This window comes from Thermococcus sp. LS1 (assembly GCF_012027395.1).
GTDB lineage: Archaea > Methanobacteriota_B > Thermococci > Thermococcales > Thermococcaceae > Thermococcus.
In genome coordinates this window covers 80,533-103,645 of sequence record NZ_SNUJ01000002.1, presented here as the reverse complement: position 1 = coordinate 103,645, position 23,113 = coordinate 80,533, and the positions used below count along the sequence as shown (strand labels likewise).

The following is a 23,113-nucleotide window of genomic DNA, read 5'->3' as shown; positions in this document are numbered from 1 at the left end:
CGATGATACCATGCAGGCGAGCATTTATAAATTTTTCCCTTCGCTCATTTTTGCCACGAGGCCCTCAAGAACCTCGCGAAAGTTGGCCGCGTCGATCCACTTGATACCCATCTTCTGGGCCCAGGTGAGTATCCCAACGTCGGCAGAAACTATCGTCGCGTCGAGCTCTTTTGCTAGCAAAATAAGTTCAAAATCCTCCTTGCTGTCAACGATGCCCTCACGGAGGGCTTTGCGGTAGTTACGCCTCAGCTTCTGGATTATTTTATCGACGTTATCAGTCTCGATTACGCTCTCGCGGACGGCTTTCTCAGCGACGCGGAGGCCCTTATCTATGCGCCTCCTTATGTCGTCAATCAGTTCGTAGACGACGAAGGCGGGAATCTTAATGTCGTGGACGTTGGGGGGCTTCTTTATGATGTAGAGCTCGATTTCAGGCAGGAGCTCTTCTTCATCGACGAAGTGCATAACCTCGCGGTAGATGCCAGGAGGCATGTAGAACTCCACCCTGCCGAAGAGCCTCTCGGCGTATCCGAGAAATGTTCTCATAGCCTCGGTCGGGTTGTCCCCAAACTTCCGCCTTATTTCTGGATTGACGAAGATGCTCGTATCGAGCACGAACCTCATGACCACCACAAGCTTATTTAATCACGGAAGTTTAAAACAGTTAGGTGAAAGCATGAGAGTCGGAGTCGTTTTTGGAGTAAGCGAGCTGGCAAGTCCATCGGCCTTCGAGAAGAAAGCATCGAAGTTCATAACCGAGCTCGCAAAGGAGTTCGACGTCGTTGGGGGCTTCTTCGTTTCCACCAAAAGGGACTTCAAGGAAGCCAAGGAAGAGGTAAACTTCAACAAGGTTGATGCGATAGTCCTTTATCCCCTGACGGGTGGAACCGAAGGAGCTTTGAAGGAGTTCGCGGTTTACAGAAGGCCGATAATAATCTACGGCGACACATTCAATAACTCCCTCGCGGCAGGAATAGAGCTGCGCGAATACTTCAGGGACAGACTCGTTCCCTCAACCCTTGTCAAGGACTTTAACGAACTCAAAGCGGCCCTTCTCGGCTACGAAGATATGAAAGAGACCCTCGACAAGTTCCTGAGGATGCGCCTTGGCATAATAGGCCGCGTCTCGCCGTGGCTCATAAACGAGAAGTTCGAGCTACCCTACACCAGCATAAGCCTCAAGAAGTTCTACGAGTACTATGAGGCAACGACCGACGCTGAAGGCTGGAAGGTCGTCGAGGAGATAGTGGCAAAGGCCAGGGAGATAAAGGAACCCGCAAGGGAGGATCTGGTCAAAGCCGGGAGGATTTATCTCGCCATAAAACGCATTCTCGAGGACTACAGGCTTGACGGCTTCACCATCGGCTGCTTCGATCTGATAGGAAAGCTCAAGGCGACCCCATGTCTGGCGCTGGCGATGTTCAACGCAGAGGGAATTCCAGCGGCCTGCGAGGGAGAGCTGAACGCGCTCCTAGGGATGGCGATAGTGAAGCGTTTCTTCGATAAGCCAGCATTCATGGGCAACATAGCTGACTACGGCGACGACTACATCATCCTTGCCCACTGTACCGCTCCCCTCATCGGCGGATACATCATAAGGTCGCACTTTGAGAGCGGAATGGGAGTTGGCGTTGAGGTCGAGCTGCCGAAGGGCAAAGCCTCGCTCCTCAAAATACGTGGCAGAAAAGCCGTCGTTGCCGGCGTTGAAGTCGTTGGAAGGGAGCGCAGCGAGCACCGTTGCAGAACCCAGATGAAGCTCCGGATAGAAGAAGCCAGAGACTTCATAGACGGCACCCTGGGCAACCATCACCTGCTGGTTTATGTTGACAGCGAGGAGCTGGCGGATCTCCTCAGCGAACTGGGCTTTGAAGTCATGCTGTACTGATGCCCATAATTTATCTTTTCTTCTCTTTCTGGACAGGTACCCACCCAAAATTTTATTAACCTGAAGTTACTTAATATATACTGAGAGGTGAAGGGGGTGATAGCATGAGGCGAGCTCAGGCTGCAGTAGAATACCTCATGATGATGGCACTTGCCTTAGTAGTGGCTCTGTTCACCATTAGGATAGTCCAAAGAACGGCCATCGACGCCTCCACTCAGGTCACAAGAACCTCCGAGGAAATAATAAAAACCATGAACGAAATGATGGAGGGTTAAGGGGCTATGCCCCCGAAGAAACCCTCTCCCCGTAGAACTTCAGACCGAGCCAGGCGACCACTCCGGCTCCAATGATTATCGGGTTCAGTGTCACTCCTGCCAATCCGATGGCCGTGAGTACTAGCCTTATCCATTTCTTCAGGTGCGTTCTGTAAAAGCCTGTCAGTGCTATCGCCAGCAGATACATTACGAACAGCGTCGCCACGAGGTAATAGAGTATCCTGAGTGCCGTTGCAGCGTTCCATTCTGAAACCGTTATCAGGAACATCTCCGGGTGAGTGAAGTAGATGTAAGGTCCTATGTAGCCAGCTAAGGCGTATTTGACGGCGTTCATGGCAGTCTTCCAGAAGTCTCCGCCAGCTATTGCTGAACCCGCGTAGCTTGCCAGTGCGACGGGCGGTGTAACATCGGCCAGTATTCCAAAGTAGAACACAAAGAAGTGGGCCGATAGCAGGGCTATCAGCACGGTGTAGCCTGGAACTGGCTGGTTGTAGGGTTCAATGCCCCTAACGAGCATGTAGATTGCCGGTGCCGCGACGAGGGAGGTTATGATATAGTTGGCCGTCGTTGGAACACCCATTCCAAGGATGAGGCTGAAGACCATGGTAAGCATGAGGAGCAACCAGAGGTTTCCGTGGGTAAGGGATACAAGCCTGTAGCCGATGTTGGTGAGCTCACCCGTCATTGTGAGAACTCCCTGGATGAGGCCTGCGCTGGCGGCAGCGAGCATGACGCTGACGCTCGTCTTTCCAGCATCAATCATTGCCTCGTAGGTGGCACGATACATCATCTTGCCGCTGTCCTTGGTCGAGCGGTAGCCGACGAGGATTGAGAAGACTATTCCAAAGACGCCGGTCATGAGGACTATCTGCTCCTTGGTCATGCTGAGGTACTTGGCTAGGGCTATGAAGAGGAGGAACATTGCCGTAATGTAGAACTTCTCGTTGAAGGCCACTCCTTTCTTCATGACCCCAAGGACAACGAGGAAGAGGAACATCGCCAGGAGGACTATTGCGGTTTGGGTTCCGATGTCCTTTCCGAGGAACATCAAGAAGGTCGCAACTAAGGCTATCGCCACGTAGAGCTTTTCATCTCCGTAGATTTCATCTCTCGAAATCCATGCAACCCAGATGGCTATGCCGAGCGATGAGATTGCCGCTATCTGTGGTGCAATTCCCCAGACAAGGGCAACGGTGATGACAACTATTGGCAGAAGGATGTAGAGCTTCCGGATGAAGTACGCCATAGTTTTGAAGTGTTCAGCTGCCATACCCTTGAGGCCAAGCCTTTTGGTCTCGAGGTCTATGAAGAGGTAAACGCCGCCGTAGTAGACCAACGCGGGCAGAACCGCGGCAATGATGATCTTGCTATAGGGCAGGTTGAGGAATTCGGCCATGATGAACGCTGCCGCACCCATGATGGGAGGCATTAACTGACCGCCCGTTGAAGCGACCGGCTCAACTGCACCTGCTATCTCTGGTGGATAGCCAGCCTTCTTCATCAGCGGAATGGTGAAGGTTCCCGTCGTAAGAACGTTCGCAACGCTCGAACCGCTGACCGTTCCCATAAGGGCGCTCGAAATGACCGCAGATTTAGCCGGACCTCCAGGTTTCTTTCCAAAGAGGCTTATCATGAACTCCGTTATGTAGTCGCTGACGCCTATCCTGAGCAGGAATGCTCCGAAGAATATGAATGCGAAGACGTAGATTGTCATGACGAAGAACGGAATTCCGAAGATTCCCTCGTCGAAGTAGAGCTGCTGGACGAAGCGCACCCAGTCAAAGCCGATAGCGTAGATGCCGTAGGCCAGGAAGAGGGTCACTATTAAGGGCAGAACCCAGCCGAGAACGCGCCTCGTTGCTTCAATGACCATGACGATGGCCAGCAGGCCAAAGACCACGTCCGTGTCCGTGAGCCTCGAGGTCATTATGTAGCGCTGATAGACGGCGAAGAGATAGAGCATCGAGATTACTGCCAAGGCTCCCATAAGATAGTCGTAGGAAAAGACCTTCTTGAAATACTTCTCCTTCTTCCTGATTGGATAGAGCAGGAAGGTTATTACCATCAGCATTGCCAGAACAAAGGCCTCTCCCTGCTTCGGCTGGAAGGTTATTCTGAGGAACTCCAGACTGATGCCGAGCCTAGAGAATAGGTCATAGAGAGTGTAGTTGAAGTTGAATATGAAGAGTATCTCGTAGAGGCCTATCAGCACGGCGGCGACTCTAACCACTAATTCCAGCCTCGGAGGTAGAGTCCTCGTCCTTTCTATGATGACCTCCTCTGCTTCCACAACATCTAGACTCGGTTCTTCTGCCACTTTCACCACCTCCTTATAAGGATTAACACGAATGGAACGCGCTTAATCTCAAAATCAACGAGCAGTTCGTGTTCAGGATTATTGAGGACGGGAGAGCCGTTTACGGTTATGTTGACGTGGTTTATCGGAATGAACCAGTAGCTGAAGCTCCTTCCAAGGTAGTCGCTGACGTGCTTTACGTAGTAGTCTCCTTCCATCCCCTGGATGTCCTCTGGAAGGCCTGCTCCGAAGTCTTTCCACTTCATTTCAACGGCATAAAAGCCGCTTTCATTTGCCACGAGCACCTCAACCACGGTGCTCCTCTCAACACTATGAACGTAGGTTATCTCGATTTTTGAACCGAGGGGATACATGTAGGCGTTACCATCGAAACGTATCTCAACGGCTTTCACCGGAAGGAACAGGAGAAGGAATATGATAAGTATGACAAAAAAAGAAAGGGTTCTACTGCTCAAAGAGACCCCCTCATGGCTTTAACTCATCTGGAATCGTCTTGCCCTGCTCCTCGTAGTACTTGATAGCTCCTGGGTGGAGCGGGATGCTCATGCCGTCGAGGGCAGTGTCTAGGCTTATATACTGGGCCTTGGCGTGAACCTGCCTGAGCTCGTCAATGTGGAGGAAGAGGAGCTTGGTCATTGCATAAACGACGTCGTCGGGAACGTCGGCACTGACAACGAGGACAGCCTTAACGGCAAGGGTCGGGGTGTCTTCGGTCATACCGTTGTAGGTGTCCTTCGGGAGGGTCTGGCTGACATAGAATATGTAGCCCTTGTCGTGGAGCTTCTGGAGGATGTCGTCACCAATCGGGATAATCCTAACTGGGGTCTGCACGGCAATCTGGTCAACGGCCGGAGTTGGAGCACCCGAAACTATAACAGCGGCGTCAATCTGACCGAGCTTGAGCTGCTGGGTTGCTTCGGTGAAGGAAAGCCAGACCGGATCAATTTTGTCCCACACACCAGCGGCCTCGAGTATCTGCTGGGCGGCAACGGCAGTACCGCTTCCGGCAGCACCAACGGCGACCTTCTTGCCGGCAAGATCCTCAAGGCTCTTTATGTCACTGTCAGCCTTGACAACGAACTGGATGGTCTCGGGATAGAGGGCGGCTATTCCGCGGAGGTTCTTAACGGCGTTATCCTTGAAAGCGTCGAGTATGACCCCATTATAAGCATAGTAGGCGACATCGTTCTGCATGATTGCAGCCTGGGCCCTTCCATCCCCAATGGCCTGGGCGTTGGAGACGCTTGCACCGCTCGTAACGGCCTTTGCATCAATCTGAATTCCGGTCTCATCCTTGCTGTACTTCTGGAGTATATTTGCATAGGTTGAACCAAGCGGGTAGTAGACACCAGAAGTCGAGCCAGTGTAGATTGTTATGGAATAGGTTTCGGTTGGTCCGCTGGTCGTGGTTTCACCACTACTGCCTACACACCCTGCCATAACCACGGCAAAAATCAAAACTGCCACGAGCCCAATCGACATCAACCTTTTCATATTTTGCACCCCCAAACTTCAATGTACGAATATGGTCTAACGACCACATTAGGATATTCAAGTACATTCCGAGTTATATAGTTTGTGTTACTTTTTCGTAAATCTTTCGTGAAATTTCGGGCATAAAACGTGGTACCCTCGGTATCCACTGGACAAAGGTAGAGGTTCGAACCCAGGCAAAGCCTTTTAATTCTCGAACCGAGCATCAAGGGGGTTGCAAGATGAAGGTAATAATGACGACGAAGATAGACCTCGCTTCAATGAACATAATGGAAAAACTGGTGGAGAACTTCGGCTTTAAGGAAACTGACAGGGTCTTCGATGGAAATCCAGTCTATTCAAAGGGCAATACACTCATTTTGACCACCAACGACGAGATGATTTACTACGACAACCTCGACAAGGCCATCGAGCACCAACTCGGTTTCGTCCCTGAAATCATCGTCTTCGCCTCGAGACACGCCAGCAAGCAGAAGCTGCCTGCACTTACCACTCACATAACCGGTAACTGGGGCAACGCAATGTACGGGGGAAATGACGAGAGCCTGGCCATAGCTCAACCGAGCGCAATGAAGCTTGCGCTCCTCAAGATGAATGAGCTCAACGACCTGAACTGGACCGTCTGCTATGAGGCCACACACCACGGTCCGAGCGAGCTGAACGTCCCGAGTCTGTTCATCGAAATAGGGTCGAGCAAGGAGGAGTGGGTGAACGACAGGGCGGGGGAGATACTAGCAGAGACAATAACATATGTGCTGGATAACTACAGAGAGGCCAGGTTCCCAGTTGCCATAGGAATAGGTGGCGGCCACTACGCCCCAAAGCAGACAAAAAGAGCACTGGAGACAGACCTGGCATTCAGCCACATAGCGCCAAAGTATGCCCATCCACTCAAGAAAGAACTCATTCTCAAGGCCATCGAAAGAACCGTCGAAAAAGTGGATGCCATATACGTCGATTGGAAGGGCAGCAAAGGTGAAACGAGGCAGATGGCGAAAGCTTTGGCTGAAGAGCTCGGCTTGGAGTTCATACGGGACTGAATAATCGAAATCTTTAAAGATGTTAAGCGGGATTTTAAAATCAGCACTCGGCTTTAGCTAAATTTATATACTACCTGCCTACAAAGTGAAACAGATGTTAAATTGCCCGGAGGGTGAAAAGATGCTGAAGCTGATTGAAGACGCTATCGAAAGAACCTCCGCTGACCTTAACAAGGTCCCGGAGGCCCAGGCTCCGCAGACCGACATCGATGAGGAGCTTAGGAGGATTCTGGAGCAGATACAGGCCAAGATCTATGTCGTTGGTGTTGGCGGTGCCGGCTGTAACACTATAAACAGAATGATGCAGGTCGGCATCCAGGGTGCGAAGGTTATCGCCATCAACACTGATGCTCAGGATCTTCTCAAGGTTAGGGCTCACAAAAAGATACTCATAGGTAAAGAACTTACCCGTGGTCTCGGTGCAGGAAACAACCCCAAGATGGGCGAGGAGGCTGCCAAGGAGAGCGAGAGGGAAATTCGCGACGCCCTTGAAGGCGCTGACATGGTCTTCATCACCTGCGGTCTCGGCGGTGGAACCGGTACTGGAGCCGCTCCAGTTGTTGCCGAAATAGCCAAGAAGATGGGCGCTCTCACTGTCTCAGTCGTTACCCTTCCATTCACCGTCGAGGGCATCAGGAGGATAAAGAACGCCGAGTACGGTCTCGAGAGGCTCAGGAAGAACAGCGACACCGTTATTGTCATCCCGAACGACAAGCTCATGGAGGTCGCTCCTAACCTGCCGATACACATGGCCTTCAAGGTTGCTGACGAGATACTCGTCCAGGCAGTCAAAGGCATCACCGAGCTCATCACCAAGCCGGGACTTGTTAACCTCGACTTCAACGACGTCAGGGCTGTCATGAAGGACGGCGGCGTTGCGATGATAGGTATTGGCGAGAGCGACAGCGAGAAGAGGGCCCTCGAAGCTGCCCAGCAGGCACTCAACAGCCCGCTCCTCGACGTTGACATAAGCGGTGCCAAGGGAGCGCTCATAAGCATAAGCGGAAGCGACGTCAAGCTCGAGGAGGCCCAGCAGATAATAGAGCTCGTCACGAGCAAGCTTGACCCGGAGGCCCAAGTCATCTGGGGAATACAGCTTGACGAAGAGCTCGGAAAGATGATAAGGATCCTCATCGTGGTTACTGGAGTTAGCTCCCCATACGCTGTCGCCGAGGAGGAGCCCACTTACTACGGTGAGGAGCCAGAGAGAAAAGTTATTAAACTCGACCTTGAGGAGCTTTGATAACCCTTTCATTTTCAAAATTTAGAGGGGTGACGAGTGTGGCAACAACCACGGAAAAGCTTAAAAACTTCTTCGCGGAGTCGCGGAGGGTTTTGCTGGTCACAAAAAAGCCGGGCTGGAAAGAGTTTAAGATGGCCGCAAAGATTACCGGCATCGGAATGATTTTAATCGGCCTCATAGGCCTCGTAATCCGTATGATTGGCTACCTCATTACTGGCGCCTGAGCCAGCAACGGGTGATAGAGATGAGCGACGGCAGGATATTCACAGTGCGTGTCACGGTTGGCCAGGAAGAAACTACGGCCAAGCTGATATACAGCAAGATTAAAACGTATAACCTTCCGGTCTATGCCATACTGACTCCGTCAAAGGTGAAGGGATACATATTCGTCGAGGCCCCAAGCAAGAGCGCAGTCGATGAGGCCATCAAGGGCATAAGGCACGCCAAGGGCACCCTTCCGGGCGAGGTCAAGTTCGAGGAGATTGAGCACTTCCTCGAGGAAAAGCCAGCCGTCAGCGGCTTCGAGCCTGGCGACATAGTTGAACTCATCGCTGGCCCGTTCAAGGGTGAAAAGGCTAAGGTCGTCAGGGTTGACGAAGCCAAGGACGAGATAGTCGTCGAGCTTATCGGTTCAATCGTCCCGATTCCGGTTACGGTGAGGGGCGAATACGTTAGACTTATAAGCAAACGCCAGAAGGGGTGAACGGACTCAGATAACTAGAGGTGAGAAAGATGCCGCAGGTTGTTGAGGTGCTCGTTGAGGGAGGAAAGGCTTCACCAGGTCCACCACTCGGTCCCGCTATCGGTCCACTCGGACTTAACGTTAAGCAGGTCGTTGACGAGATAAACAAGGCTACCAAGGACTTCGAGGGAATGCAGGTTCCAGTCAAGATCATCGTGGAGGATCCCAAGAAGAAGACCTTCCGCATTGAGGTCGGTGTTCCCCCGGTCAGCCAGCTCATCAAGAAGGAGCTTGGCATACCAAAGGGCTCCAGCGAGGCCGGCCACAGCCCGGTCGGAAACTTGACCATGGAGCAGGTTATCAGAATAGCTAAGGCCAAGATGGACCAGATGCTCGCCGCTGACCTCAAGGCTGCAGCCAAGGAGGTCATCGGTACCGCGCTCAGCATGGGTGTTACCGTCGAGGGCAAGGACCCGAGGGAAGTCCAGAAGGAGATTGACGAAGGCGTTTACGACGAGATTTTTGCGAACGCCGAGGAGTGAGGGAAAAGTTTAAAAATCCCTCTTTTTACGCATTTTTGACTTTTCGGTGCTTAAATCAAAAATGAAGGGAGGGCTGTAAATGGCCTTTGACAGGCAGAAATTCGTGGAAGCGGTGAAGGAGGCGAAGGCCCGGGCTAAGCCGCGCAACTTCACACAGACCGTCGAAGTGGCAGTCAACCTCAAGGATATAGACCTCCGCAAGCCGGAGAACAGGTTTAAGCTTGAGGTTGTGCTGCCCCACGGTCGTGGGAAGGAGCCCAAGATCGCGGTCATCGCTGATGGTGCCGTTGCCGAGGCGGCTAAAAAGCTCGGGCTGGATGTAATTAGTGGAGAGCAGCTTGAGGAACTTGCCAAGAGCCCGAGGCAGGCAAGGAAGCTGGCGAAGAGCTACGACTTCTTCATTGCGGCAGCTCCGCTGATGCCGAAGATCGGTAGGTACCTCGGTAGGTACCTCGGTCCAAGGAACAAGATGCCGCAGGTCGTTCCGCCGACCATGACCAACCTGGAGCCAATAGTCGCAAGGCTCAAGAAGACCGTCAGGATACAGCTCAAGAACAACCCGGTTGTGCACGCCCCAATAGGAACCGAGGACATGGACGACGAGAAGCTCGCAGAGAACGCTGAAGCAGTGCTCAATGCCATCATCAACAAGCTCGAGCGCGGAGAGAACCAAGTGAAGTCAGTGTACGTCAAGACCACCATGGGACCGGCCGTTAAGGTGGAGAGGTGAGGGAGATGGCCCACGTCGCTGAGTGGAAGAAGAAGGAAGTTGAAGAACTCGCCAACATCATCAAAAGCTACCCAGTGATAGCGCTCGTTGACGTTGCCAACGTCCCGGCTTATCCGCTCTCAAAGATGCGTGAGAAGCTCAGGGGCAAGGCACTCCTCAGGGTCTCGAGGAACACCCTCATCGAACTCGCCATAAAGAGAGCCGCTCAGGAGCTTGGAAAGCCAGAGCTTGAGAAGCTCATCGACTACATCCAGGGTGGAGCTGGAATCCTCGCCACCGAGATGAACCCGTTCAAGCTCTACAAGCTCCTTGAGGAGAGCAAGACTCCTGCTCCGGCCAAGCCAGGCGTGCCGGTTCCCAAGGACGTCGTCATACCAGCCGGTCCGACCTCAATCTCACCGGGTCCGCTCGTCGGTGAGATGCAGGCTCTTGGCATACCCGCGAGAATCGAGAAGGGTAAGGTCAGCATCCAGAAGGACTACACCGTGCTCAAGGCTGGTGAGGTCATAACCGAGCAGCTTGCGAGGATCCTTAACGCTCTTGGCATCGAGCCCCTTGAGGTTGGTCTCAACCTGCTCGCTGCCTACGAGGACGGAATCGTCTACACTCCGGAAGTCCTCGCCATCGACGAGGAGGAGTACATCAACCTGCTCCAGCAGGCCTACATGCACGCGTTCAACCTGTCCGTCAACACTGCCTACCCGACCAGCCAGACCATCGAGGCCATCATCCAGAAGGCCTACCTTGGAGCCAAGAACGTTGCAGTCGAGGCTGGCTACATTACCCCAGAGACCGTCGAGGACATCTTTGGCAGGGCCCTGCGCGCTGTCCTGCTCATAGCCCAGAACCTGCCTGAGGAGCTACTCGACGAGAAGACCAAAGAGCTTTTAAACCAACAGGCACAAATAGCCGTTGCCGCTCAGCCTCAGCAGGAAGAGAAGGTTGAGGAGGCTGAGGAAGAGGAGGAAGAAGAGGAAGCCTCCGAGGAGGACGCGCTCGCTGGACTGGGCGCGCTCTTCGGCTGAACTTTCCATTTCCCTCGTATCCCTGAATAAAACCGTGTGAAAAAATGAAGATGATTGGAGGTGCGAAAAATGGAGTACGTGTATGCCGCTCTGCTGCTCCACGCCGCTGGTAAGGAGATAACTGAGGAGAACCTCAAGGCCGTCCTTGAGGCTGCTGGAGTTAGCCCGGACGAGGCCAGGATAAAGGCTCTCGTTGCCGCCCTTGAGGGTGTCAACATCGACGAGGTCATTGAGAAGGCCGCCATGCCGGTTGCCGCCCCGGTCGCCGTCGCCGCCGCTCCGGCCGCTGGCGCCGAGGCCGCTCCGGCTGAGGAGGAAGAGGAGGAAGAAGAGGAGGAGGTCAGCGAGGAGGAGGCCCTCGCTGGACTCGGCGCCCTCTTCGGCTGAACTCCCTTCCTCTTTTGTCCGCCCTCGGGCGGACACCTCAAAACCTTTCTTTGCGGTTCTTGACGATCCAGAACGTGATCCATATCCGCCGGTATCTGTCGGGATCAAGCTTTTTCCTGAACAGTCCTAAGAACATCACCAGCGCCAGAAAAAACGCAAACGTAACGATGATCTTCTCCACGGGACTGGAGATGTCCTGAATAACGTCCATCCAGATTATTCCTCCAAACGCCATCACCAAGGGTTCCAGGGTCTCGTACAGTGCCACTTTCCAGGGAAGTCTTTCCAGCTTCCTAAGGGTAATGCCTATTATCATGAAGACAAGCCCGGTGAGGCCGAGAATTATCGTTGCGGTATCAACGATTCCGCTTCCGTACCTATCCACGAGGGGCTGGTAAAGCGGTAGAGCAGGTGCTAGGGCAAAAAACCCCGCTATCGCCAGGGCACTTATGGCGAGCAGTGAGGTGCTCCTTCGCATATCATTCCACCAGATTAACATGAGGTATGGTAACCTAAAAGATTTTCGAACAGGACCGCAAGGTTTATCTTTGGCCGTTATGAACCACTGGCGGTGGGCCCGTGGCCTAGGGGATATGGCGCCGGCCTTCGGAGCCGGTAGTCGCGGGTTCGAATCCCGCCGGGCCCGCCAGAAATACAAACTTTTGCCAAGCAAAAGTTTGATCAAAGTTTGCATGTCCCCTTAAATTGGCAGTTCTTAAGCGGGTTTACTCCACAATTTCCAATTTTACAGTGTTTTACTGCGAGAATAACGCCCAAAGGGCGTTAAGAGAAAAAGTAAAACCTCACCCACTCACGTTTTTGCAGTTAAACCCCTTTTGAGGGCAAATTTTAGAGTGCATGCTTATTTGCTTGCCCACCTAACAGAAAGGAAACTCGTGGTCAATTTTTTCCACGAGTCTGCTCGCTTGCGCGAACTCCAGTTTGTCAGATTTTCCTAGTGTCAACCCCTGCTTGATGGGGAGAATCTATTATATGGCTGTTTCCCGATGGATTTACACTTTCTCGACGTCCTCCGGGCGTCTAACTCCAAAGTTAACCCCTATCTCAAAAGCCAAACTCCCGTGATTCTCCCCTACTAAACCGCAAGATTCAATTGGAAAACACTGCGAATCGGACAGGCTAGCAAAGAGCCACGAACTTTGATGAAACTTTGCCCAGCAAAGTTTCTGTGGTCAGCTTTTTAAGCACCTCCTCGTTTAACCTTGGGGTGGTCAACATGATGCTCCCCGACTGGAAAATCAGAAAGGAGATACTAATCGAGCCCTTCAACGAGAAATCTCTTCAGCCGGCCGGCTACGACTTGAGGGTCGGAAAGGAGGCAATGGTGAACGGAGACTTCATAGACGTTGAGAGGGAAGGGAAGGTAGTAATCCCTCCCAAGAACTACGCTCTCATTCTAACGCTTGAGAGGATAAAGCTCCCCGATGATGTCATGGGAGACATGAAGCTCAGGAGCAGCCTCGCGAGGGAAGGACTGATGGGATCCTTCGCCTGGGTAGATCCCGGCTGGGATGGCAACCTCACCCTCGGAATCTTCAATGCCTCGGATGAACCGGTTGAGCTGGCTTACGGAGAACGCTTTGTTCAGATAGCGTTCATCCGGCTTGAGGGACCTGCAAAGAACCCGTACAGGGGCAACTACCAGGGAAGCCAGCATCTAGCGCTATCAAAGAGGAAGAAAAAGTGAGAGCTATGAAATCAGCCTCAACACTTTGCCCTATTCTATTTCTTGTGCCATTCAAGCACAATTAATGAACAAATAAATTTTTCCTGAGAACTTTAGGGCTATTAAAAAGTGTACTGGGGAACTATAGCTTCTCAAAGGCATCATCTGGGTAATGCCTTCTATTGAGCACTGTGCTCTTAACCGGTTATCTATTTCCCTCAAGGTTCACGAGAAAATCCATCTCGTCAAGTTGGTTGTGTCCAAGGGCGCAGTGGACATCTAGTCGACGTAGATGGCTCCGTTTACCGAAAGGTTTATATATCTCCAATCGCCTAGAAAATAGTGAAAAACCCTTCCTGGAGGTGTTGTGAATGGCTGAGTTGCCGATTGCCCCGATTGACAGGTTGATTAGGAAGGCCGGTGCCGAGAGGGTCAGCGAGGAGGCTGCCAAGGTCCTCGCCGAGTACCTCGAGGAGTACGCCATTGATGTTGCTAAGAAGGCCGCCGAGTTCGCCAGGCACGCTGGCAGGAAGACCGTCAAGGCCGAGGACATCAAGCTCGCTATCAAGACCTGAAGGTCTTTCTTTCTTCTTGCTTTTGTAACTCATCAGCTTTTTAAACCGCTCTTCTGATTGTTCTATCATGCCAGAGATAGCCGTTAGAATGACCAAGCGCAACCACAATGCCTTCGTTCACCTCCTCGGAGCCTTGGAGAGCCAGGGTTTTGATCTCGGAGAAATGTTAATAACAAAGGACTTCAACGAAATTCTGAAGGCCAGACCAAAGGTCGTTCTCTACTCGTTCTTCACAGAGGAAATATGGGGGAGTCTTCCTCAGGAAGTCCGGCTTCTCAAGGAAAGGGGTGCGCTGTTAATAGCCGGTGGATATCATGCTATAGCCATGCCTAAACATACCCTAAATCAGCTTGGTTTCGATATAGCAGTCATCGGCGAGGGGGAGGAAGTTCTGTATCATCTCCTGAAGACGCTCAAAAGAACGGACTACAAAATCACCAGGGAGCTTCTCAACATTACTGGTCTTGCTTTCTACCTCAATGGCGAGTTCGTCTTTACCGGATTCGCCAAGGTTGAGGACTTCTGGCGATTTCCACCGTATCCAGAAAGCGTTCGTCTTATCTCGCCGATAGAAATAACCCGTGGCTGCCCCTTCGGCTGCTATTACTGTCAGACCCCATACATAAAAGGCCTCCGCATGAGGCACAGGCCGATAGACCAAATAGTAAAGTACTCTCGCAGGATGAAGGACATACGCTACATAACGCCAAATGCATTTGCTTACGGAAGCCCTGGGGCGATACTCAAAATCAACAAGCTTGAGGCCCTTCTCAAGGCCCTTCAGCCCCTAAGGAAGGAAGGCAGGAGGCTTTTCTACGGCACGTTTCCCAGTGAGGTCAGGCCGGAGTTCGTCCTCCCAGAGACTTTGGAGCTCCTGATTGATTATGCCGATAATAGACGCTTGGCTATCGGCGCTCAGAGCGGTGACGACACAATGCTGAGAGCCATGCACAGGATCCACAAAGTGGAGCACGTCCAAAAGGCCGTTGAGTATATGCTGGAGTACGGCTTCGAGCCTGTGGTTGATTTCATCGTTGGCCTGCCGAACGAGACGCCTGAAAGCCAAAGGAAGAGCATCGAGCTTATGGAGTGGATAATGAAAAAGGGCGGCAAGGTCAGGGCCCACTACTTTATGCCCCTTCCGGGAACCCCATGGGCACGGTGCAAGCCTTCACCTCTGAGCGAGGAGATGAAGAAGTTTCTGGGCAGGATGGCAGCGAAGGGCAAGATAGAGGGTTCCTGGGGCAAGCAGGTTGAGCTCTCAAGAAAGCTCCAGAGGCTTATGGAGGAGTTCTATGAGGAACCCATGAGCTACATTGGAACCGTGCGGAAGGTTTGCTGAAATAGACAGAAAAGCGTCAAAAATTATCCAATAAGCTTATAACCCCATTCTTTCGTTATCAGCACGACGGCAACATGTACGCCGAAAACTATAAAAGATTCGAGGAGCTTATAGACAAACTGCGAGAGTTTGAAGGGGCCATCATAGTTGAGGGCCCGCGAGACGAGGTGGCTCTGAGAAATTTGGGGGTCAGGGCGGAGATAATAAGACTTTCACGCCTCCCGCTATCAGAAATCGCGCTCATCGCGTCATCATATAAAGAGGTCATGATACTTACAGACTTCGACAGAAAGGGCGAAGAGCTCGCAAGGAAGCTCCTCCGCTATCTGGAGGGGTATCCCTGCAGGGTCGATGTAGAGACGCGGAAGGAGCTCAAAAGGATAGCAAAGAAGGACATTAAGGGGATTGAGGATCTCTACGGCCTCTACCTTAAAGTCGTCTCCGTTTCTGACCCCCGAATGGAGGGGATTCAATGAAGAGGAAGAAGACAGTGCTTCACCACATTTTGGCTGAAAAGCAGAAGTTTGAAAAACGAAAAGAGGGTGGTGGTATGTCAGCCAAAGATGAATTCGGAACTACTAAATACGTAATCTACGCCGAGTTTGAAGCCAATGGAATCGTCGAAAGGCCTGACGTTGTTGGTGCTATTTTTGGCCAGACTGAAGGTCTTCTCGGTGACGATCTGGACCTAAGGGAGCTTCAAAAGACCGGAAGAATTGGAAGAATAAGGGTTGAGGTTCACACAAAGGCCGGAAAAACTTACGGAACGATAACCGTTCCTTCGAGCCTTGATAGGGTTGAGACGGCCATTTTGGCGGCCGCACTTGAGACGATAGACAGGGTCGGTCCAGCAGAGGCCAAAATAAAGGTCCTCCGCATAGAGGACGTCAGGGCAACCAAGAGGAAGTACATTATCGAGAGGGCCAAGGAGATACTTGAGACCCTCATGGAGCAAGAGATTCCAGAGACCCAAGAGCTCACAGAGGAAGTCAAGAAGGCTGTTAGGGCTAAGGAGCTCATCGAGTACGGCCCGGAGAAGCTCCCCGCCGGACCGCATGTGCCGTTCTCCGACTCAATCATTGTCGTTGAGGGAAGGGCGGATGTGCTCAACCTGCTCAAGCACGGCATAAAGAACGCCATAGCCGTCGAAGGCACCTCAGTTCCGGAGACCATCATAAAGCTCAGCAAGGAGCGCATCGTTACCGCCTTCACCGACGGCGATCGCGGTGGAGAGCTCATACTCAAGGAGCTCCTTCAGGTCGCAGATGTTGACTATGTCGCCAGGGCACCAGAGGGCAAGGAAGTCGAAGAGCTCACCAAGAAGGAGATAGTGAAGGCACTGAGGAGCAAGGTGCCTGCTGAGCAGGTCATAACTGAGATATTCTACAAGGGTAGGAACTTCTACGAGGTCATAAAGGAGAAGGAAAAGGCCAAGAACGGCAGGGAGGAGAAGGCAAGGGAGGTCAAACCGCCAGCACCTGCACCGGCTCCAGCACCGGCACCAAAGCCAATAGAGAAGCCAGAGCCCAGAGAGAGGGAAGAGAAGATAGTCAAGCCGATTCAGCAGCCCAGGCCGAGCGAGCTGGACGAGTTCGGCAAGTTCATCGAGAAGGTCAAGAGCTCCAAGGACTCGATGGCGCTCCTACTCGACAAGGACAAGAACATCATAGCAGAGATACCCGTCAGGGAGCTCACCAACCAGCTCAAGGAGAGAAAGGACGTTTATGCCGTCGTCTTCAACGGCGTCATAACCCAGAGGCTCATCGACACTGTCAGCGAGAGCGGGGTAAAGTACCTTGTTGGAGCAAGGAAGTACAACGTCGTCAGAAGGCCGGTCAATCTCAAGATAGTGACCTTTGCGGAGTGAGCTCCGCACCTTCTTATTTCTCATCACAAAACTTTTAACTTCTTTGGGTAGAATTTTCTGGTGGTTCTATGGACGATGGTCTCGAGCTGATGCTCTTGGGAATTTCGTTCATTCTCTTTGGAATACTGATGGGCAATAACGGAGGCATGTTCTTCGGAATCCTCGGCTTAACCATGGTGTTCTTGGAGATACTCCTACCGCAGAAGAAACGGAAGGAAAAACCACGTTGCGAAGGGGAGTAACTTTATAACTCCTCCCTTCCTTCTTCCCCCGGTGAGGAGAATGAACGTGGAAGAGCTGATTATGAAGTACGCGCTCATCAACGCGATCAGCCACAAGGGCAAGGCCAACCCGAAGGCTGTGATAGGGAAGGTTCTCGGCGAGAACCCGGAACTTAGGCCCAAAGCAAAGGAGATAATCCCTCTCGTCAACCAGATAGTGGAGCAGGTCAATGGAATGAGCATCGAGGAACAGGAGGCAAAGCTGAAGGAGATTTACCCAGAGTTCTTCGAGGCAAAGAAGGAAAAGAAAGAGGAAAAGAAAGGTCTTCCACCCCTCCCGAAGGCAGAGAAGGGTAAGGTGGTTACGCGCTTTGCACCCAACCCAGACGGGGCCTTCCACCTCGGTAATGCCCGTGCTGCTATCCTAAGCCACGAGTACGCGAGGCTCTATGGCGGCAAGTTCATTCTCCGCTTCGACGACACTGATCCAAAGGTCAAAAGACCCGAACCTAAGTTCTACGACTGGATCATCGAAGACCTCAAGTGGCTCGGCTTCCAGATTGACGAAATCCACATAGCCAGCGACAGACTTGAAATCTACTATAAGTACGCAGAAGAACTCATCAAGATGGGCAAGGCCTACGTCTGCACCTGCCCGCCGGAGAAGTTCCGCGAGCTGAGGGATAAGGGAATTGCCTGCCCGCACAGGGAAGAGCCGGTAGAGGTTCAGCTCGAGCGCTGGAGAAAGATGCTCAACGGCGAATATAAAGAAGGCGAAGCGGTAGTTAGAATAAAGACCGATCTTAAGCATCCGAACCCCGCCGTTCGCGACTGGCCCGCTCTTAGGATAATCGACAACCCGAACCATCCGAGAACCGGTGACAAGTACCGCGTCTGGCCGCTTTACAACTTCGCCTCAGCCATAGACGACCATGAGCTAGGCGTTACGCACATCTTCCGCGGCCAGGAACACGCCGAGAACGAGACAAGACAGCGCTATGTCTATGATTACTTTGGCTGGGAATATCCTGTCACCGTTCACCACGGCAGGCTCTCAATTGAGGGTGTCATTCTCAGCAAGTCTAAGACGAGGAAGGGAATAGAGGAAGGTAAATACCTCGGCTGGGATGATCCAAGGCTTGGAACCATAAGGGCACTCAAAAGGCGCGGTATAAGGCCAGAGGCTATAAGAGAGCTTATTATCGAGGTTGGCCTCAAGAGGAGCGACACGACGATAAGCTGGGACAATCTTGCCGCCATAAACAGGCGCATAATCGAGCCAATAGCCAATCGCTACTTCTTCGTTGCTGACCCGATACCGATGTACATTGAAGGCTACGATGAAGAGTTCGTGGCAGAGATACCGCTGCATCCAGACCACCCGGACAGGGGAGTCAGAAAGCTTAAGTTCAAGCCAGGCAGGCCCGTCTACGTCTCCAAGGATGATATGGGACTGTTCAAACCGGGCAGCTTCGTCCGCCTCAAGGATCTCTTCAACGTGGAAATCCTCGAAGTTTCAGAGGAAGGCATAAAAGCCAGGTTCCACAGCGTTGACTACGAAATCGCCAGAGAGAACCGCTGGAGGATGGTGCACTGGGTCACTGAAGGCAGGGCCTGTGAGGTTCTCATCCCGCAAGGCGACGAGCTGATAGTCAGAAAAGGCCTGCTCGAGAGTGACGCCAACGTCAAGGTCGATGACGTTGTCCAGTTTGAGCGTTTCGGCTTTGTAAGAATAGATGATGTAATGCCCGAGAAAGTGGTGGCGATATTCGCCCACAAGTGACATCTTCTTTTATTTTTCATGCAAAACAAAAAAGGATAAGGGGCATATTCAGGCCTTTTCAGGTACTAGTTTGTCGCCGAAGAGACCGAACAGAATCACTACCGCGGCAATGATTCCCGAGACAACGTAGACGCCGCCAGCCCTGAAGACTGCAAATAGGGCGTAGAGACCACCAACGGGGAACAGCACCGCTGCTATTCCAGCTATTGCGAGGGCTGAAGTTTGTGGCTTTTCCTTGGAAGTCAGCACCGGGTAGAGCTCAAAAATTGCCGTGAAGAATGTTATCACAGTCACTGCCTTGAGCACCATGTCAGCTATTGAGGGCGAGGAGTCGACTACGCCTATTGCAAGGGCCACAGCTACAAGATAGGTGGCAGCTTTATTCCTGCTCACCCTTAGGGTTGATTCAACTATCTGGAGACCGACCTCAGCAGTTGGCAACAGGCTGGTGATACCCGCAAAGAACGCCGAGATTCCTATGAGGAGTATCAGCGTCGGATAGTCTGCAAGGATGTGTGGCAGTTCGCCCATGAGCTGAATAGCACCCTCTTCGCCACCATAGACATACTGGAGAAGTCTGTCAGGCGTGGTGGGGGCAATTGCATAGACAACGGTTATCGTTGATAGAACCCCGATGAAAAGCTGAACCAGAATTCCAGCCCCAATGATTACCTTCGCGTTGAAGCGCTCGTTGATAAAGCTTCCAAGCATCAAGTAGAATGCAAATCCAAGTCCAACACCGTAGATTGCCCTTTCAGCAGCAGCTTTTATGAGATCAAGGGTTATTGGGTGCCTTGCAACGAGCATGTGCTTGGCCATTCCGAGGAAAGTGGCGCTCTCAGATATCTGCAACTTGAACGCAACCGTAGTTATCGTAACCGCAACAACAAATATCACAGAACCTATCGCCATGATTGCAAAGGTCTTCTCTTTGGCCCTAGTGAGGATAACAAAGACTATAGCAAACATCAGTATCTTGGCTATGAGCCTTGCAACCGTTCCCGTTCCCAGAACCGGCGAGAGAACAGTCAGCATGGTATTGGCGGTGTAGTACGAGAGGAACATTGCAATAGCGGCAAAGATTGAGAGCACCATAGCAGGCCGCTTTGAGACCTTGTTGTAGAGTTCAACGAAGTAGTAGCCGGACTTCATAACGGTCTCAGCCTCGAGTATTGCGACGTACGTCAGTATTGCAAGGAATATCAAGTGCACAATCATTCCAGTCAGACCATACTGGAGCCAGAACTGCGGGAACAGACCGATGCTACCTACTCCAGTGGCAAATCCGGCAACAAGGAATATCAAGTATATTGTCCACTTCTTAATCTCGTCCATGGTTTCACCCCCTTGGTTTATATATCCCACAATGGACTTTTGAGGTTAAAAAGATGACTCCCCACGAAGAACGTCTAAAAGTTCTTACTTCCAGTTTATGGAGCAAATTTTGCCAAAAATGAAACAAAGGGGAAAGACTCACTCGAAGAGACCTCTCCACTTCACCAATCCAAGCAAGAACCGGTGGGGCAGCTTTTCGTGGTGGGGGTAGATCCTTATCGCATAGTGCCAGCAGGAGTCACCAAGGTGCCTCAGAGCGCTTCCCTCATAGGTGTAGAGCCACCTTCCATCCCCGAGCTCCTTTGGATGCCTCAGCTCAACGATATGCGGCTTCTCTATGCGGTGCTCCTCGGCACGGACGCCGTAGTAGAGCTCGAGACGAACGTCTTCGGGCTTAAGTCCATCAAGGTAGACGAGGACCTCGAGTCTGCTTCCATCTTTTATGACGACATTTTCGATGCTCACGTTGTCCCATGCACCGATAACACGATCTTTCCATGTGGCCATCTCTTTGGCACCGATGTAGTTATCCCTCGTGAGCCAGATGTAGTTGCTCATAGCCTTGGAATAGAAGCGATCCATGTACTCCTTGACCATCCTGTGAGTGCTGAAGCGCGGGGCTATGCTCTTGATGCTCTCCTTCATCATGTAAATCCATTTCCCGCGGTTGCCGTAGTAGGTTGGGATTATCTCCCTCTCCAGCAGGTTGTAGAGACTCTCTGCGTCCTTTATGTCGTCGGCCTCGGTTTCGGACTCCGTGCTCTCCTCTCCAATGATCCACCCATTCCTGCCGTTGTAGCCTTCCACCCACCAGCCCTCGTAGATGCTCGCGTTGAGCACTCCGTTCAGCCCGGCCTTCATTCCACTCGTTCCGCTCGCTTCCATCGGCCTGCGCGGGTTGTTGAGCCAGAGGTCAACTCCAGCCACCATGAGCCTTGCACTTCCCATATCGTAGTTCTCAAGGACGAATATCTTGCCCCTGAACTCGGGCATCTGAGAGACCTCGTAGACTTTCTTTAGGAACTCTTTGCCAGCCTCGTCCATTGGATGGGCCTTTCCACCAAAGACTATGTAGACTGGCCTCTCTGGGTTGTTCAGAAGTCTCTTGAGCCTTTCAATATCCGTAAAGAGTAGGGTGGCGCGCTTGTAGGTCGCGAAGCGCCGGGCGAAGCCTATGATGAGCGCGTTCTCGTCTATCTCCGGCAGGGGATCATCTATTCCAAGCCTCTCGTTCCTTGCCTTAATCTTTCTCTTTAGTAGCTCTATGAACTCCCTTTTGGCCTTAAGATGGGCCTCCCAGAGCTCTTCATCGGGAATCCTCTCAATGGCGTACCACAGACCCTCGATGTTCGTGTGCTCGCGCCATGCCTTTCCGAGATAGCGGTCAAAGAGCTTTCTCATCTCGCTGTGAACCCAGGTCATGGTGTGTACGCCGTTGGTGATGCCCTCGATGGGTATCTCATCCAGTGGAACTCCGGGCCAAAGATTCTGCCACATGCGCTTGCTTACCTCGGCATGGAGCTTGCTGACGCCGTTGACGTAGCTGGAAGTTCTTATGGCCAGTAGGGTCATATTGATTTCATCCCCCTCGCGGCCGAGCTCTAGGAGTCTCTCGTCCTTACCCTCAAGGAACTTGGCGAGTCTCTTCCTGACCTCCTCAATTGGGAAGCGGTCGTGGCCCGCTGGAACTGGGGTGTGCGTGGTGAAAACCGTAGTCCCTCTGACAATACTCAACGCCTCGGTAAAGGTCAACCCTTCATCCATGTACCAGGCTATCCTCTGGAGGTTGGCAAAGGCTGGATGCCCCTCGTTGAGGTGGACAACGCCGGGTTCAATGCCCAAAGCTTTGAGAAGGCGCATTCCACCGATTCCTAGAAGTATCTCCTGCTTTATGCGCTTGTCTATCTCGGCATTGTAGAGGTAGTCGCATATGGTTCTGTCGTCCGCGCTGTTCTCGGGAACGTCGGTGTCCAGTAGATATATCTTCACCCTTCCAACCTCAACCTCCGAGGCCCTCGCGTAAACGATTCTATCCTCTATGGGGACCTCTATAAGAAGTGGCTTTCCATCCTTCCCGAGAACCGGTTTTATCGGCATCTCCTCTGGCCTGTACTCTGGGAAGATCTCGATCTGTCTTCCGTCTCTGTCTATCTCCTGCTTGAAGTAGCCGTGCTTATAGAGCAGACCTATTGCTATGAAAGGCAGGCCAAGGTCACTGGCAGTCTTCACGTGGTCACCAGCGAGTATTCCCAGACCACCAGAGTATATGGGCAGAGTCCTGCTTATGCCGTACTCCATGCAGAGATACACTATGGGCTTGTCCCACTTGGGATAGTTGGTTGAGAACCAGGTCGAATCTGGATCCATATAATCCCGGAACTGTTCCATAACGAGCTCGTAGAGGTTCATGAAGTCGTCATCCTTCAGAAGCTCCTCAAGGCGCTCCTCAGAAACGTCGAGAAGGAGCTTAACCGGATTCTTGTGTTCCCTCCAGTGTTCCGGGTCAATATACTCCCAGAGCCTCGTTGCCCTTCTGTTCCAGCTCCACCAGTAGTTGTAGGCCAGATCAGCCAAATCCTTGATGGGATGGGGAAGCTTCTCCCTGATTAAATCGTGGGTGGGAGTTTCAATGTCGGCCATGGCAACCACCTATGTATCATTTTCGGTGATACTATGTGGGGAG

Annotated in this window: 24 protein-coding genes and 1 tRNA gene; 18 read left to right on the top strand and 7 right to left on the bottom strand. The window is 52.1% G+C overall.

Annotated features, from left to right (window positions below; all coding sequences use genetic code 11):
* Positions 1–24: 24 nt before the first annotated feature.
* Positions 25–624: an RNA ligase partner protein gene (locus E3E26_RS04985; protein WP_167900698.1), complete on the bottom strand. Its 600-nt coding sequence runs from the start codon at positions 622–624 to the stop codon at positions 25–27.
* Positions 625–676: 52 nt separating this feature from the next.
* Here E3E26_RS04985 and E3E26_RS04980 point away from each other — a divergent pair, with 52 nt between their 5' ends.
* Both E3E26_RS04980 and E3E26_RS04975 read left to right on the top strand, forming a co-directional pair.
* On the top strand, positions 677–1,885 hold the full coding sequence (locus tag E3E26_RS04980) for a hypothetical protein (protein WP_167900259.1): 1,209 nt from the start codon (positions 677–679) through the stop codon (positions 1,883–1,885).
* 104 nt (positions 1,886–1,989) lie between these two features.
* Positions 1,990–2,160 carry a class III signal peptide-containing protein gene (locus E3E26_RS04975; RefSeq protein ID WP_167900258.1) on the top strand — a complete coding sequence of 57 codons (171 nt, stop codon included), beginning with the start codon at positions 1,990–1,992 and terminating at the stop codon, positions 2,158–2,160.
* A 4-nt stretch (positions 2,161–2,164) separates the two neighbouring features.
* On the opposite strand, the gene E3E26_RS04970 is transcribed toward E3E26_RS04975, so the two are convergent.
* Genes E3E26_RS04970 through E3E26_RS04960 form a run of 3 tightly spaced genes read right to left on the bottom strand, consistent with a single transcriptional unit; the run spans position 2,165 to position 5,971 of the window.
* Positions 2,165–4,477 (bottom strand): TRAP transporter fused permease subunit, encoded by a 2,313-nt coding sequence (locus E3E26_RS04970; protein ID WP_167900697.1) that lies wholly within the window; start codon positions 4,475–4,477, stop codon positions 2,165–2,167.
* 2 nt (positions 4,478–4,479) lie between these two features.
* Positions 4,480–4,932, bottom strand: coding sequence for a DUF1850 domain-containing protein (locus tag E3E26_RS04965; RefSeq protein ID WP_206204347.1), 453 nt, complete (start codon positions 4,930–4,932; stop codon positions 4,480–4,482).
* Positions 4,933–4,942: 10 nt separating this feature from the next.
* On the bottom strand, positions 4,943–5,971 hold the full coding sequence (locus tag E3E26_RS04960; protein WP_167900257.1) for a TAXI family TRAP transporter solute-binding subunit: 1,029 nt from the start codon (positions 5,969–5,971) through the stop codon (positions 4,943–4,945).
* A gap of 221 nt (positions 5,972–6,192) precedes the next feature.
* Here E3E26_RS04960 and E3E26_RS04955 point away from each other — a divergent pair, with 221 nt between their 5' ends.
* The 8 genes from E3E26_RS04955 (at position 6,193) to rpl12p (ending at position 11,620) form a co-directional block, all read left to right on the top strand.
* A complete protein-coding gene (locus E3E26_RS04955; RefSeq protein ID WP_167900256.1) occupies positions 6,193–7,011 on the top strand; it encodes a D-aminoacyl-tRNA deacylase in 819 nt (272 codons plus the stop codon).
* Positions 7,012–7,132: 121 nt separating this feature from the next.
* Entirely contained in the window at positions 7,133–8,254 is a 1,122-nt protein-coding gene (gene ftsZ / locus E3E26_RS04950; RefSeq protein ID WP_167730639.1) for a cell division protein FtsZ, read from the top strand.
* A gap of 38 nt (positions 8,255–8,292) precedes the next feature.
* A complete protein-coding gene (locus tag E3E26_RS04945; protein WP_167900255.1) occupies positions 8,293–8,478 on the top strand; it encodes a protein translocase SEC61 complex subunit gamma in 186 nt (61 codons plus the stop codon).
* Positions 8,479–8,498: 20 nt separating this feature from the next.
* Complete coding sequence (locus E3E26_RS04940; RefSeq protein WP_167900254.1) at positions 8,499–8,957, top strand: transcription elongation factor Spt5; 459 nt, start codon at positions 8,499–8,501, stop codon at positions 8,955–8,957.
* 29 nt (positions 8,958–8,986) lie between these two features.
* The gene (locus tag E3E26_RS04935; RefSeq protein WP_012571137.1) at positions 8,987–9,478 is read left to right on the top strand and encodes a 50S ribosomal protein L11; all 492 of its coding nucleotides are present in this window, start codon (positions 8,987–8,989) and stop codon (positions 9,476–9,478) included.
* A gap of 79 nt (positions 9,479–9,557) precedes the next feature.
* The gene (locus tag E3E26_RS04930) at positions 9,558–10,208 is read left to right on the top strand and encodes a 50S ribosomal protein L1 (RefSeq protein ID WP_167900253.1); all 651 of its coding nucleotides are present in this window, start codon (positions 9,558–9,560) and stop codon (positions 10,206–10,208) included.
* A 5-nt stretch (positions 10,209–10,213) separates the two neighbouring features.
* Positions 10,214–11,233 carry a 50S ribosomal protein L10 gene (locus tag E3E26_RS04925; RefSeq protein ID WP_167900695.1) on the top strand — a complete coding sequence of 340 codons (1,020 nt, stop codon included), beginning with the start codon at positions 10,214–10,216 and terminating at the stop codon, positions 11,231–11,233.
* Positions 11,234–11,302: 69 nt separating this feature from the next.
* Positions 11,303–11,620 (top strand): 50S ribosomal protein P1, encoded by a 318-nt coding sequence (gene rpl12p / locus E3E26_RS04920; RefSeq protein ID WP_167900252.1) that lies wholly within the window; start codon positions 11,303–11,305, stop codon positions 11,618–11,620.
* A 37-nt stretch (positions 11,621–11,657) separates the two neighbouring features.
* Here rpl12p and E3E26_RS04915 read toward each other — a convergent pair whose 3' ends face one another.
* Complete coding sequence (locus E3E26_RS04915; RefSeq protein ID WP_167900251.1) at positions 11,658–12,098, bottom strand: hypothetical protein; 441 nt, start codon at positions 12,096–12,098, stop codon at positions 11,658–11,660.
* 95 nt (positions 12,099–12,193) lie between these two features.
* Between E3E26_RS04915 and E3E26_RS04910 the strand changes: the two genes are divergently transcribed.
* From E3E26_RS04910 to E3E26_RS04875, 8 genes are all read left to right on the top strand, one after another.
* Positions 12,194–12,269, top strand: a tRNA-Arg gene (locus tag E3E26_RS04910).
* A 588-nt stretch (positions 12,270–12,857) separates the two neighbouring features.
* Complete coding sequence (gene dcd, locus E3E26_RS04905; protein WP_167900694.1) at positions 12,858–13,328, top strand: dCTP deaminase; 471 nt, start codon at positions 12,858–12,860, stop codon at positions 13,326–13,328.
* A 350-nt stretch (positions 13,329–13,678) separates the two neighbouring features.
* On the top strand, positions 13,679–13,882 hold the full coding sequence (gene hpkA, locus E3E26_RS04900) for an archaeal histone HpkA (RefSeq protein WP_167900250.1): 204 nt from the start codon (positions 13,679–13,681) through the stop codon (positions 13,880–13,882).
* 67 nt (positions 13,883–13,949) lie between these two features.
* On the top strand, positions 13,950–15,224 hold the full coding sequence (locus tag E3E26_RS04895) for a TIGR04013 family B12-binding domain/radical SAM domain-containing protein (protein WP_167900249.1): 1,275 nt from the start codon (positions 13,950–13,952) through the stop codon (positions 15,222–15,224).
* 74 nt (positions 15,225–15,298) lie between these two features.
* A complete protein-coding gene (locus E3E26_RS04890) occupies positions 15,299–15,700 on the top strand; it encodes a toprim domain-containing protein (RefSeq protein WP_167900248.1) in 402 nt (133 codons plus the stop codon).
* Positions 15,697–17,091: a DNA primase DnaG gene (gene dnaG / locus E3E26_RS04885; protein ID WP_167900247.1), complete on the top strand. Its 1,395-nt coding sequence runs from the start codon at positions 15,697–15,699 to the stop codon at positions 17,089–17,091. The genes E3E26_RS04890 and dnaG overlap by 4 nt, the downstream gene beginning before the upstream one ends.
* Positions 17,092–17,159: 68 nt before the next feature.
* Positions 17,160–17,333 carry a hypothetical protein gene (locus E3E26_RS04880; RefSeq protein WP_167900246.1) on the top strand — a complete coding sequence of 58 codons (174 nt, stop codon included), beginning with the start codon at positions 17,160–17,162 and terminating at the stop codon, positions 17,331–17,333.
* 40 nt (positions 17,334–17,373) lie between these two features.
* Positions 17,374–19,095 (top strand): glutamate--tRNA ligase, encoded by a 1,722-nt coding sequence (locus tag E3E26_RS04875; RefSeq protein ID WP_167900693.1) that lies wholly within the window; start codon positions 17,374–17,376, stop codon positions 19,093–19,095.
* Between the two features lie 48 nt (positions 19,096–19,143).
* Here E3E26_RS04875 and E3E26_RS04870 read toward each other — a convergent pair whose 3' ends face one another.
* Together E3E26_RS04870 and malP are read right to left on the bottom strand one after the other, a co-directional pair.
* Positions 19,144–20,430 (bottom strand): sodium-dependent transporter, encoded by a 1,287-nt coding sequence (locus E3E26_RS04870; protein WP_167900245.1) that lies wholly within the window; start codon positions 20,428–20,430, stop codon positions 19,144–19,146.
* Positions 20,431–20,568: 138 nt separating this feature from the next.
* Positions 20,569–23,070 (bottom strand): maltodextrin phosphorylase, encoded by a 2,502-nt coding sequence (gene malP, locus E3E26_RS04865; protein WP_167900244.1) that lies wholly within the window; start codon positions 23,068–23,070, stop codon positions 20,569–20,571.
* Positions 23,071–23,113: the final 43 nt, after the last annotated feature.